Here is a 12,381-nt window from a genome sequence, read left to right on the forward strand (position 1 = left end):
TTTTAGTAAGTCGCACTGCCTTTAGTACGAGGGAAGGCAATAACGTCACGTACGTTGCCCATGCCAGTAACATAAGCAACCAAGCGCTCAAAGCCAAGACCAAAGCCTGAGTGAGGCACTGTTCCATACTTACGTAGGTCGCGGTACCAGCTGTAATCTTCTTTGTTTAAGCCCATCTCTTCAAGACGCGCATCTAGCACATCTAAACGTTCTTCACGTTGTGAGCCACCAATGATTTCACCAATACCAGGTGCAACGACATCCATAGCGGCAACGGTTTTACCGTCTTCGTTTTGGCGCATGTAGAATGCTTTGATATCACGAGGGTAGTTTTTGATAACTACTGGTGCGTTAAAGTGTACTTCAGCAAGGTAACGTTCGTGTTCTGACTGTAAGTCGACGCCCCACTCAACAGGGAATTCAAACTCTTTATCACATGCTTTTAGAATTTCGATAGCATCTGTGTAATCTACCTGAGCAAAGTCTTTATCGATGAATGATTCTAGGCGAGTAATGGCATCTTTTTCGATGCGCTGTGCGAAAAATTCCATATCATCACGACGTTCATCAAGTACTGCTTTAAACACATACTTCAACATGTCTTCTGCAAGCGCTGCGATGTCGTTAAGGTCGGCGAATGCCACTTCAGGCTCAACCATCCAAAATTCTGCTAAGTGACGAGAAGTGTTTGAGTTTTCAGCACGGAATGTTGGACCAAAAGTATAGATTTTTGAAAGGGCACTCGCGTATGTTTCACCGTTAAGCTGACCAGATACGGTCAAGAATGCTTCTTTACCAAAAAAGTCTTCAGAATAGTCTACATCGCCTTTGTCTGTGCGTGGTAGGTTGTTCATATCAAGTGTAGATACACGGAACATCTCGCCTGCGCCTTCACAGTCACTTGCGGTAATGATAGGCGTGCTGATCCACTGGTAGCCACGCTCATGATAAAAACGGTGAATAGCTTGTGCAAGACAGTTACGTACACGCGTAACCGCGCCCATAACATTAGTGCGAGGGCGAAGGTGCGCATGTTCGCGTAAGTATTCAATACTGTGGCGTTTTGCAGCCATTGGGTATGAATCTGGATTCTCAACCCAGCCTAATACCTCAACGCTGTTCGCTTGGATCTCAAAAGATTGACCTTGACCTTGTGATTGTACAAGCACACCAGTCACCGCTACTGAACACCCAGCAGTAAGACGAGTCACTTCGTCATAATTATTCAGCGAATTAGGGACTACGGCTTGAATAGGGTCAAAACAAGAACCGTCATGAACGGCTAGAAATGAAATACCTGCTTTTGAATCACGTCGTGTACGGATCCAGCCTTTTACTGTTATTTGGCTGTCAACCGCAACGGTGCCTGCTAGTAGCTCCGTTATCGCTGTGTGGCTCATCTTTACTCCAAATGATTTATTTTTTATTTGTAAATTAAAAGACAGAGTGTCTTATCGTCATGTAAGCCGTATCTTACCTGCGATGGACAAATAAAAAAACACTGAAATGCAAAAAACTGGGCTGAAAAGAATGAGTAAAAGCCATGAAAAAACAGTCGGACTGTGGCATTATGAATGTTCGATGATAAAAATAGCTTTATTAATACTAACAGTGACGTTCAAAACTCGATGAAACAAGTTTTTATTTTGAGGGGTCTACCTGGCTCTGGAAAATCGCATTACGCGCAAACGCTAGCCGACGATTTCGTCTCCGGCGATGAAACACAGTATTTTATCTGTTCAACCGATGATTATTTTCTTAATGAAAACGGCGAGTATCATTTTGAAAAGCAACGCCTTTCAGAATATCACAATTTAAACTTAGCCCGGTTTATTAATGCCTTAGCTGAAGGTATCCCTTTGGTCGTTGTTGATAACACCAATATCAAGAAATGGGAGTTTGTTGCTTATGCGTCAGCTGCTGTGGCAATGGGTTATCAAGTGAAAGAAGTCATTGTTGGCGAAATTAAAGATAAATCCCTACAGCACTTATATGCCAAACGTAATAGCCATGGCATTGGTTTGAAAACAATTTCAAAAATGGCCCACCTTTTCGAATGGTGATCAAGCTTAGGGAAGTGTAACCCTAACAACGCTCGCGTATGTAAAACAGGATAGTATCGTATCCGATCTTACAGTTAAAAAGAGCGGGTTTAGAATTCGCCTTCGAGCAAACAAAAGACGGTCGTCAATGTTAGCTTCATTCTACATATCGGCCGTTTAGTCAACTCATTCCTGCTCCATTTCGATTCAGCAGTGGAATGTGCAACCAACTTTTTTAGCTTCAGTTGACCCAATTTTCGTAATGCTACTGAGTTTCGAAAGGGCTCTGACATTTATATTGTGTCTAACGTCATTGTGGCCCAGTAATTCTTGAACACTTCTTATATCACGACCAGCTTGAAGCAAATGGGTTGCAAAGCTATGCCTAAACGTATGGCAGGTGACGCGTTTATTTATTTGAATATTACGCACGGCATTCCCGAGCGCTTTACGAATAACACTTTGATGTAAATGGTGCCTGCAAAGTGTTCCTGTATAAGGATTGATACAAGTAGTGCTGGAAGGGAAAATAAACATCCACCCATGCTGCCTAAACGCGTTGGGATACTTGCGTTCTACGGCATTTGGCAAAGATGGACCTATCCCGTGAAGGTTGTCATCCTGTTGAATCTTAATAGCCATTTCAATATATGTAGTGAGCTTTTTTGAGCATCTATTGCTGAGGATGGTTTGCCTATCTTTATGCCCTTTTCCGTCTCTAACGGTCAGCGAAGCTCTATCAATATCAATATCTTGGATACGTAACCTGAGGCATTCTGAAACTCTTAGTCCGCTACCATAGAGTATTTCTATTATTAGTCTATCACGGCCATCAAGTTCATTTAGTATTAGTGAGATTTCTGATGGGGATAACACTGTAGGTAAATGTCTTTGTTTAGTGGCATAGCAAAAACCTAAATCCCCAAGCTCATGGTGCAAATGCTTCTGATACAAATAGGCCAACGCGTTAAGTGCAATTTTTTGTGTGTTGATAGCCACATTTCGTTGGTTGGCAAGGAAGGTTAAAAATTGTGTAACCTCTTCCGTTCCCATTGTCTCAGGGTGACGCTTGTGGTGAAAGTTAATGAATGCCTTAATCCAATATAGGTAGGTTTTTTCTGTTCTAATGCTGTAACCACGCATACGCATTTCTTCCTGAAGACCTTTCAGAAATGGGCTTTTTAGACTCATGATAACTCCTTATTCCACATTGCTGTATATATACAGTGCTATCTAAAGTTCTCGGATATCAAGGGAAATAATGAAAAAATTTTTGCGCGTTTACGCATGAATAAATTAAAAATATGATTTTTATCAAGAGGTTATTTATTTTCGATTTGAGATAATAGGTTTGGGAAACGCGCATGCGCATTTTTCTAGATGGTATATTTAGAAGAATGCTGATAAGTTCTTTACATACTGATAGTTAACTGCGCGCGTTTTCACTGGTCCAACGAGGTAAACGCGCATGCGCACGAATAAAATGTTAGGCCTTCGATACGAATCACAAAAATTTTATGACTTATAGGAGTAAGTAATGTTTGAACCAACTTCAATAGATGATGTGCGTCAAGCACTAAAAGAGGTAGAAGATATTGAACGCCCTGATGCCGACAACGAAGGAGATCCTTTGAACTCGCCTTCAGTCTACGATTACTTGTCACCTGAAAATCAAGAAAAGGTAGATCATGCTGTTGAAGTCGTTTGTGATTACGTCAGAAATTCAGCAGGTGAGCCTAATAAGAGATCTATCACAACACTAAACAACAATGGATTCTCTGCCCATTTCAACCAAGATCAATATGATCCATACCGGTACGTCGGTAGCGTAACAGTCGGAGAGTGGGAAATAGATGTCAGTGACCCATCTTCTGGCGAAGAATGTTAACAGGCTCAACGATAAGAATAATGGCCTAACAAAGGCCATTAAATTCGCTCCCTACGGTCGCCGGACGCTCGCAAGCTCGCGCAGTTTATGGCAGCGTTAGCATTCAGGGAAGTTTGTGAGAATAGTTCTAGTTTTGGTGTCACTAACTCTCATTGGTTGCTCCCCAGTTTGGGAAGACCCGCCGTATGAAGTCTATTACATTGATGGTGCAAAAACGTTAGGCTATAGCATTGGTGAAGGTTCATATATTGGGCGTATTGATGAGCCTGTAAATATAAATGCTAATAAAAAGTACATATCAGTTTATGCTTGCCCATATAAAATGTGTTCTTTTTATTACATCGATAAAACCAAAGACCATGAGTTTGCTGAGCACGACGAATTTGTGTTTGGGCCATATACAAACGAGCAGTTTGCAACGTTAATTAAAATGTTAGGCTTACCGAGTGTTAGCTCGGAGTAAGCTGAATGCTAACAAACGCTTTAACCAATGGACGCAAAACAGCAGGCTTGCGCTCCTTCGTCGCTATTTTGCGCCGGTTAAGCGGGGCGTTATGTGCTAGTTACGGACTCCTACATAGAGGTAAACTTTGAATAAGATATATTATTTACTCGGATTTGCATTTCTTGCTGCAGCGGCAAGCATATACACATTCGTGGATCATTTTGGCTGGGGATATTGGCAAAAAATCGAACAGTGGGGAGCAACCGGAGACTTTTTTGGTGGTATTTTAAACCCGATATTTGCATTTTTAAGCCTTATCTTACTCGCTTATACTCTGTGGCAAAATCAGAAAGCACTGCAGAATAACAGCGAAGAGTTAAGGCTCAGTAGGGAAGAGCTCTCTAATTCTGTTAGTGCACAAAAATTACAGGTACATCAAGCTCAAATGCAACGATTTGAAGATACATTTTTTTCACTACTAAACCAATTAAAAAGCTTTGATGAACCTAAATTGACAGACTTTGTTTATGATAACGTGATGGTACGAGAATATGATCCACAGTGGATTTCAACAAGTATCTTAAGAGAGGCAAAGAGCTATATTTACCCTAAAGGTGGAAACTTAAATAGGTACTTTAGAACTCTATACCAATTGTTAAAATTTATTGCTCACAAATGCCCAGAATCAACATTAGATGGTGAATTTTCTCGAAGTAAGCTTGAGTCTACGACTACCTCAGAAACAGAAAAGACTTATTCAAACATTGTAAGATCCACTTTGGACTCAAAGCTAGTTATATTGCTTGCAGTGAATTGTTATTGCTCTGATGAAGATGATTCTTTCTATAAATACCTACTTTTAATAAAAAGGTATTCATTTCTTGAGCATATGCCGCTATCTGTAACTAATACAGAAAAACAACATGTAATCCCTGCATTAGTTGAATACCATGATCCTGAGACGTTTGGGAACAATATAAATATTAATCGCACCTAACAAGGCGTTTAAACGGAACAAAAACAGTGGGTTATGTTTCGCTTCGCTACACATTATAACCCACAATTTTTGTCCGCTTAACGCGGCGTTATATTTATATGCACCTCTGCGTACTAAACCCCAGAGTGTGAGGTCAGCTATACGAACGTTAGACTAGATTTGTGTACTATGTGTTTCAACTGAGTTCTGATCTTTATGGTGTCGACTTTTGATTGAGGGTCATTATGAATATCTTTGAAAACTTCAAGCTACTTAAGGCTGATATGGAAGAAAAAGGTTGGGTAATTGAGGCCTTTTCTTTCAGTTATAAAAAAGTAGATTATGTAGTCCTAGTGAAACTGTATCAACATAATGAAGTTAAGGAAAACAGATACGCTCTCTTGAAATTAGAATTTCTTAAAGCACATGACATCAATGACAATTTAGTTGTTCCCGCGAACGCTCGTGAGCTCCTTACAGATGCTCGAACTTTGAGAGAGTATTTTGGGATTGAATGGTCTGATAATCTAGGTAATATTCTACGCCAGTTTAGCGAACACTTTGCTCAATTTATACCTGACAAAGTCAACTTGTCAAAAAGTGATTTATTTAAGGTTGCTATGACAAAGTCTCTTTCCGTGAGTGATAGTGAAGATCCGAGGAAGATTTATTGCTATGGCGTAAGAAGAAACCGTAACAATGGATTAAGATCTATATTTAACGACAATAAATCTAGGCTATTGCGCCCAAAGCTATATGAGAAATTTATGGACGAACAGACAGTTAGCTTTTATTACTCCTTAGATAGCGAAAGGGAAAAAACTGATGCTGAAATCATTAGAAACTTTACTAAAAATTATACTAGTTAGTCGTTTCGTAAATATAACAAGCCAATAAAGTGGCGGGACTGCTAAAGTTTGGCTCGGTTTCGCTTCGCTACACAAGTTTAGCCAAACATTATCAGCCCGTTATGCGGGCGTTGGTATGACTCCCACTGTCAAGTTAAACACACTGATCCTTGCCTAACTTTAAGCCATAATTTCTTAACTCGAATTAGAGAGAGTTAATGCATAGGATGAAGCAAGTAATTTCGTCGGTTTTCTTGCTGGTATTCGTTGGTTACTCATTTTTATGAGCAGAGCAGACCTTACTTAACTCGACGTGGCACCTGTTTTCAGTCTATGTTCGTGGTTCAATGCTGCGTTAGCTGCATTGCCATCCTAACGCCGTCGGTGGTTGTGCCACACCCGATGCTTGACCCAATACATTAACTCTAATTCGTTCATTTTAAGCTGGTACTCTGGATAATCTTAATTTGGGATTTACCGGTGAGAGCACAACCTGTTTTGCTATTGCCCAGATATAAGCAATCATTTCACGGGCAATGGCGGTGACAACGAGGTTGTAATGCTTGCCTTTATTTATAAGCTTTTTATAACGTTTACAGAGCCTTAATTGTGCTTTCCATAAAATATCAATAAGTTGCTTTGGTAAGCCTTCTTGTCGTTTTTGTAACTCAGTCGATATGTTGGCTGCATGACGGTAACTGTGAGCACCTTCGACTAATAAGCGCCTTGCACGACCATTGCCACATTTAGTAATTGCGCCAATATGCCTTTTACCACCACTCGAGTGTTCACTCGGAACGAGCCCAAGATAACCCATGAGTTTTCGCGGATGGTCGAAGCGGGTTAAATCACCAAGCTCAGCGACAATACCAGCGGCCACGAGTAAGCGAACGCCGCGCATAGCTTGGATTGCTTTAACTACAGGGTAGTAACGCCATTGATAAACATGATGAGAGAGCTCATTGTCGAGTCGCTCCAATCGTGCAGTTCGCTCGTTTATGGTTTGAATAAACTCTTGTAAAACGATTTGTTGTGCAGGATGTGGCAATACCAGTTCTGTGAGCCAACGTAAGTGTTTGAGAGACCAGTTTGCTGTGCCAGCATAGTTAATGTTGTTGCGAAGAAGCATTGCTTTTAGCTGGTACTTTGCATCTTTTAAATCTTTCATCGCAACTTCTCGAGCACGAGATAAATCACGAATAGCTTCATCTTCCGGCTCAGGTACATAAATAGGGGTTAAGTCTTCAGACTTAAGTAATTTAGCTAGTTTAAGTGCATCACGTTTGTCAGTTTTTACACGCTCGCCAGGTTTTTTAGGAATGAGAGAAGGGGCAACCACATAGCAGCAATGACCAAGACTAGTGATTAACCGATAAATCCAGTAACCGCAGGGGCCAGCCTCATAAACGAAATGGAGCGTAGTGTTAGGGTATTTAGATTCAAATTGTCTGATAAGCTTTTTAATAGTGACTTTAGCTGAAGAAATACGACCGAAATGAATGGGTTGTGCGCCTCGGTTGTCTTCAATATAGGCAACTTCAATGAACTCTTTATGAGTATCTAAGCCAATGAAAAGTATGTTATGTTTAGTCATGCTAGCCTCTGCTATTTAGTTATTTGACAAACTAATTATGGCTCTGGCTTTAAGCTAACCCACGAAAATGCGGAGGCTAGCACCGTGTGGGAGTCATTATGTCTAAGTGCCTGTTAGAAATTTTAACTATGAGGTATCAATGGAAGAGCAAAATAATAGAATTAATCAAGAATGGGTTACATTAAATGCTGTTAGAGGAATGGTTAAAATTGCTTCTAAAGGAAGCATGACGAAATCTACCTATGATAATACGTTAGATCTTGCCGGAGAACTTTATCCTGAGCTATTGGGACCAGAGAATAGTTTGTTAAAAAGAGAGCGTGAAAGCGATACAACAAAAGAGTATCGCCAAAAAGCAGCTCTTAAATCTATTAAAACTGAAAGTGAGGTTACTGCCCTAAGTTTGGTTTTAGAAGATATTGATGAATATAATTCATACTTGGATATAGCAAGAGAGAATAAAGGTGATAGAAAGAGAACTGATCAATTAAAACGTAAACTAGGTCAGTTGGAAAAAGCAAAAAAAGAGCTAGAACCTAAACCTCATAGTGAAAACCAACTAATATTTCGGGATGCATATAACGTAGAACGAGATTTGCCCGAACTTTCTAGGGGACATGCACATAAAGATTTTCAACTACCTGATGGAAAAACTTTACGTATCAGGGTATTACATCCAGATAGACCAGAACATATTACAGGTGCTGATATAATCTATGAACGTCATAATGAACATACTGAAGGAATAAGTATTGTTGCCGTTCAATATAAGATTTGGGAGGATCGTCAGTTATACCTTTCCGATCAAAGAATGTTAGGTCAGTTAGATAAAATGCGTAAATTTCTTTGTTATAAAGGGATCTGTCAAAACGATAATCATCAAAATTCGTATCGTTTTCCTTACTGTACGGGTTTTTTGAGACCTACAGACAAATTACAAACTGTTGATCAGAAGTTTATTTCAACTGGTGAACATCTCCCTATCTGTCAAATTGACGCTTGTGCTACAGAAGGAAAGCGGGGAGGAACTTTATTGAAATATGACGATATTAAATCGGCTTCTCTGTCTGGTGAGTTATTCGAAGAGCTATTTAATCGTGGAAAGATTGGTTCAAGAGAATTATCCCGAGATGAGCTTGAACATTTATATCAAGAAGCATCTGTGATTGATTATTCTGATACGGTGGTAATTTATGCGCAAGAGTTTGGCACTTAACAAACAATTCAACAGTGATTCGCAACGCTTGGCGCTCTCACTTCAGGTTGAATTTAGTGTTTAGGGCGCAGTGTTCAAGTTCAGTGCCTGCGCTGCTCACACGTTAATTGGGCGTTAGCCCATAGAAGTCTTTATGCGAAACTCACCTAATACAGACGTTCTCCCAACTCGTTTTGTCCAAATACGAGTCAGTCGAGTGTCTGGTATCGCAATTAAGTTTAAGATATGAAGTTGCTGTTGAACCGCCGAATTTGGCCCTTGTGCAACAGTCAGATTTGATTAAGCCCCAGTAATCAAACCTGATAGATATAATTAAGACTTATTCAAATTAGAGCTTTTAGCAGCCTGTTATCCGCAAACGCTCTAGCTAGATAAGGAAGTAATTATACTTAATATTAAAAGCAATGAGTTAGCCCACCTCTAATCTAAACCTCAGGTTATTTAAATGCGCCAAATAAAATAAAAGCCAGCAATTTGCTGGCTTTTTTGATATTTTTACATTTACATGACGTCGTACTCGTCCTGCCAGAAGAATTTTTCTTCCCCAAATGCAGGTTTTAAGTCATCCAGCCAGTGGGCATTTTCGTCGAACTTGGCAAAGAACGGACGCTGCACCCAGTCTGGGTTTCGTGCTTGAATAAAGCGCAGCACAAACACCTTTTCGCCTGCGACTTCTGTTACGCCAGACACTTCAACTTTTCCAGGACCTGCACTCATTGAAGGGCCTCGAACTGTGCGGCTCACACCAGAGACTTGCTTATAAGCTTCACGGAATGTTTCCCACGTTTTGTGTAACGGGATTTCAAAGTAACGCTTAGCGCCGGTATCTCGCTCGATAAACATGTAGTAGGGGATCATGCCAAGCTGAGTTTGCTCTTTCCACATGTCAGCCCACATATCAGCGTCTACGTTTATATTATTTAAAAGTGGTGCTTGTGTTCTGATCTGTGCACCAGTTTTGCGGATGAGTTTAATCGCTTCACGTGTGACTTCAGTACGCAGTTCTTGTTTGTGGTTAACGTGCGCCATGATTGATACATGCTTTCCGGCATCAACCAACTCTTTTAGCAAGGTTAACAACTCTTGTGCGTCCGGATCGGTGACGTATCTAAACGGCCAAAAAGTGAGAGATTTAGTGCCGATCCTGATGGTACGAATATGGTCAAACCTTGGCTCTTTTAGCGCCTCTAGGTATTTACGCAATTTAACGGTGCGCATTACCATAGGATCGCCACCAGTCATCAATAGATCGGTCACTTCAGTGTGTTCGGCCAAGTAGTTGTGGAGCAGCTCGGCGTCGTTATTGTTAAATCGGGTAGCTTTGCCAACAAACTGCGCCCAGCGGAAGCAGAATGTGCAGTAAGAGTGGCAGTATTGTCCTTGAGACGGGAAAAACAACACTGTTTCTTTATATTTGTGTTGGATCCCGTCTACGCGTTCACCTTCATACTCAGGAACATTTTTTTCCATTTGACCAGCTGGGTGCGGGTTTAACTTTTGACGAATTTTGGTTGCGAGGTTAAACACTTCTTCTGGTGTATGTTCGCGACTTAACAAATCGGCCATTTGCTCGTATGACTCGTCATCCAGCATGCCACGCTGTGGGAAAGTTAATTGAAAAACGGGGTCGTTAGGCACTTTATCCCAATCGATGAGCTCTTCAATCACAAAGTTATTAACGCGAAAAGGGAATACATTGGCAACGACTTTCATTTGAAAGCGAAGATGTTCAGGCAGTTTATCCAGTTGCTCTATCTTATCGATTTGGCGGTGTTGGTAAACAGTAAAACGAGGGGGCTGATAAGCTTCAGCTGGCTGCAATTTGACGGTTTGCTGCATAGATAATATGTCTCTTTTCTCACTTGCTAATAATAAAAACGACCATGGTAACATGCCATTGATGTTATTTCAGGTACAAAGCGAGGAAAGTTCGAAATAACGCAATTTTGTTGAATATGCGCCATTGTTTTAGATTACATTGTCGAAATTAGGTCATGAAATAGACCTAATTCCAAATTTAATGTGTTTTAGAAGTGTTCGCCTTCAATGGCAGCGTAAATCGCGTCAATGAGTGTTTCAATATCTTCATTTGAGGTGATATACGGCGGCATAATATAAATTAACTTGCCAAAAGGTCTTATCCATACACCTTGTTGAATGAAGAATTTTTGGATTTTTGCAACATTAACAACCCGTTCTACTTCCACCACGCCAATCGCACCAAGGACTCTAACATCTACGACTGCACTTAGATTAAGACAGCGCTTGAGTGCGTTTAGCGCGCTCGTGACTCGTTCAATATTGGCCATTGTTTCTTGGCGTTTTAAGATTGTGAGACTAGCTACAGCAGCGGCACACGCCAGCGGATTTCCCATAAAAGTTGGTCCGTGCATTAGCACTTTCGCTTCGCCTTGGCTAATACCCAAAGCCACCTCTTCTGTTGTTAAAGTGGCTGCGAGCGTCATGTTTCCGCCAGTAAGCGCTTTGCCAACACACATAATGTCCGGTGAGATATCTGCGTGTTCACAGGCGAACATTTTACCTGTACGGCCAAACCCAGTCGCAATTTCATCTACAATCAGTAGCACCTCATACTTATCGCATAGTGCTCGAAGCGCCTTGAGATATTCTGGGTGGTAGAAGTTCATGCCGCCTGCATTTTGCACTATCGGTTCGATGATAAATGCCGCGACCTTTTCATGATTAGCGGCAAATGCGGTTTCTAATGCGCTAAGTTCATCTTGACTTTGGCTGCCGTAAAACTCACTTTTAGGGGCATCGACAAACACTTGCTCAGGTAAAAAGCCTTGGTACATGGCATGCATCGAATTCACAGGATCGCAAACGCTCATCGCCGCGAATGTATCACCGTGATAGCCTTTTTTGGCTGTCATTATTTGGGTTTTATTCTTTTTGCCTTTACTCAACCAATATTGGATCGCCATTTTGATTGCAACTTCAACACTAACTGAGCCGCCGTCGGCTAGGAATACTCGATTAAGTGGGGCTGGGGTTAGCTCCACAAGTAGTTTGCATAACTCCACGGCAGGCTGATGAGTTAGCCCACCGAACATGACATGGCTCATCGTGTCCGCTTGATTTTTTATCGCAGCGATTATTTCTGGATGACCATAACCATGCACAGCACTCCACCAGGATGCCATACCGTCAATGAGAGTTTCGCCAGTTTCAAGCTCAATTTTGTTCTCGAATGTTCTTGCGGCTGGATAGACGGGCAGAGGGTCAATCATTGATGTATAGGGGTGCCATATATGCTTGCGATCAAATTCAATATCGATTGTTTGTTTATTGTTCATTTGTAAACCTTGTGGGCGCATGTAACGTTGACAATACTAAGCTAAGAAGTAGACT

At 41.0% G+C, this 12,381-nt stretch carries 11 protein-coding genes; 6 read left to right on the forward strand and 5 right to left on the reverse strand.

The genetic code is table 11. The features are described from left to right. Positions 1-2 precede the first annotated feature (2 nt). On the reverse strand, positions 3-1,400 hold the full coding sequence (gene asnS / locus EXT47_RS08455; protein WP_039495838.1) for an asparagine--tRNA ligase: 1,398 nt from the start codon (positions 1,398-1,400) through the stop codon (positions 3-5). Positions 1,401-1,628: 228 nt separating this feature from the next. Here asnS and EXT47_RS08460 point away from each other — a divergent pair, with 228 nt between their 5' ends. Further along, positions 1,629-2,063 carry an AAA family ATPase gene (locus tag EXT47_RS08460; RefSeq protein ID WP_039496020.1) on the forward strand — a complete coding sequence of 145 codons (435 nt, stop codon included), beginning with the start codon at positions 1,629-1,631 and terminating at the stop codon, positions 2,061-2,063. 186 nt (positions 2,064-2,249) lie between these two features. Here EXT47_RS08460 and EXT47_RS08465 read toward each other — a convergent pair whose 3' ends face one another. After that, positions 2,250-3,233 (reverse strand): integron integrase, encoded by a 984-nt coding sequence (locus EXT47_RS08465; RefSeq protein ID WP_240701600.1) that lies wholly within the window; start codon positions 3,231-3,233, stop codon positions 2,250-2,252. Between the two features lie 346 nt (positions 3,234-3,579). Here EXT47_RS08465 and EXT47_RS08470 point away from each other — a divergent pair, with 346 nt between their 5' ends. The 4 genes from EXT47_RS08470 to EXT47_RS08485 all read left to right on the forward strand — a co-directional run bounded on the left by EXT47_RS08470 (position 3,580) and on the right by EXT47_RS08485 (position 6,220). Then, positions 3,580-3,930 carry a hypothetical protein gene (locus tag EXT47_RS08470; RefSeq protein WP_130126294.1) on the forward strand — a complete coding sequence of 117 codons (351 nt, stop codon included), beginning with the start codon at positions 3,580-3,582 and terminating at the stop codon, positions 3,928-3,930. 115 nt (positions 3,931-4,045) lie between these two features. Beyond that, complete coding sequence (locus EXT47_RS08475; protein WP_130126296.1) at positions 4,046-4,393, forward strand: hypothetical protein; 348 nt, start codon at positions 4,046-4,048, stop codon at positions 4,391-4,393. 127 nt (positions 4,394-4,520) lie between these two features. After that, complete coding sequence (locus EXT47_RS08480; RefSeq protein WP_130126298.1) at positions 4,521-5,372, forward strand: putative phage abortive infection protein; 852 nt, start codon at positions 4,521-4,523, stop codon at positions 5,370-5,372. Positions 5,373-5,596: 224 nt separating this feature from the next. Continuing rightward, positions 5,597-6,220 (forward strand): DUF6037 family protein, encoded by a 624-nt coding sequence (locus tag EXT47_RS08485; protein ID WP_130126299.1) that lies wholly within the window; start codon positions 5,597-5,599, stop codon positions 6,218-6,220. 418 nt (positions 6,221-6,638) lie between these two features. Here EXT47_RS08485 and EXT47_RS08490 read toward each other — a convergent pair whose 3' ends face one another. Beyond that, complete coding sequence (locus EXT47_RS08490; protein WP_130126300.1) at positions 6,639-7,793, reverse strand: IS110 family transposase; 1,155 nt, start codon at positions 7,791-7,793, stop codon at positions 6,639-6,641. 139 nt (positions 7,794-7,932) lie between these two features. Here EXT47_RS08490 and EXT47_RS08495 point away from each other — a divergent pair, with 139 nt between their 5' ends. Continuing rightward, positions 7,933-9,009, forward strand: a complete 1,077-nt coding sequence (locus EXT47_RS08495; RefSeq protein ID WP_130126302.1) for a hypothetical protein — start codon at positions 7,933-7,935, stop codon at positions 9,007-9,009. Positions 9,010-9,510: 501 nt separating this feature from the next. On the opposite strand, the gene EXT47_RS08505 is transcribed toward EXT47_RS08495, so the two are convergent. Together EXT47_RS08505 and bioA are read right to left on the reverse strand one after the other, a co-directional pair. Continuing rightward, complete coding sequence (locus EXT47_RS08505) at positions 9,511-10,848, reverse strand: KamA family radical SAM protein (protein WP_026000943.1); 1,338 nt, start codon at positions 10,846-10,848, stop codon at positions 9,511-9,513. A gap of 188 nt (positions 10,849-11,036) precedes the next feature. Then, positions 11,037-12,326 (reverse strand): adenosylmethionine--8-amino-7-oxononanoate transaminase, encoded by a 1,290-nt coding sequence (gene bioA, locus EXT47_RS08510; protein ID WP_039495851.1) that lies wholly within the window; start codon positions 12,324-12,326, stop codon positions 11,037-11,039. Positions 12,327-12,381 lie beyond the last annotated feature (55 nt).

It is taken from the genome of Pseudoalteromonas sp. CO342X (assembly GCF_004208915.1).
GTDB lineage: Bacteria > Pseudomonadota > Gammaproteobacteria > Enterobacterales > Alteromonadaceae > Pseudoalteromonas > Pseudoalteromonas maricaloris.

Excerpts from the sequence above, each read along its gene's own strand:
- EXT47_RS08490 (WP_130126300.1), bottom strand. The coding sequence starts at position 7,793 with ATGACTAAACATAACATACTTTTCATTGGCTTAGATACTCATAAAGAG.
- EXT47_RS08465 (WP_240701600.1), bottom strand. The coding sequence starts at position 3,233 with ATGAGTCTAAAAAGCCCATTTCTGAAAGGTCTTCAGGAAGAAATGCGT.
- EXT47_RS08505 (WP_026000943.1), bottom strand. The coding sequence starts at position 10,848 with ATGCAGCAAACCGTCAAATTGCAGCCAGCTGAAGCTTATCAGCCCCCT.
- EXT47_RS08495 (WP_130126302.1), top strand. The coding sequence starts at position 7,933 with ATGGAAGAGCAAAATAATAGAATTAATCAAGAATGGGTTACATTAAAT.
- EXT47_RS08485 (WP_130126299.1), top strand. The coding sequence starts at position 5,597 with ATGAATATCTTTGAAAACTTCAAGCTACTTAAGGCTGATATGGAAGAA.
- EXT47_RS08460 (WP_039496020.1), top strand. The coding sequence starts at position 1,629 with ATGAAACAAGTTTTTATTTTGAGGGGTCTACCTGGCTCTGGAAAATCG.
- asnS (WP_039495838.1), bottom strand. The coding sequence starts at position 1,400 with ATGAGCCACACAGCGATAACGGAGCTACTAGCAGGCACCGTTGCGGTT.
- bioA (WP_039495851.1), bottom strand. The coding sequence starts at position 12,326 with ATGAACAATAAACAAACAATCGATATTGAATTTGATCGCAAGCATATA.
- EXT47_RS08470 (WP_130126294.1), top strand. The coding sequence starts at position 3,580 with ATGTTTGAACCAACTTCAATAGATGATGTGCGTCAAGCACTAAAAGAG.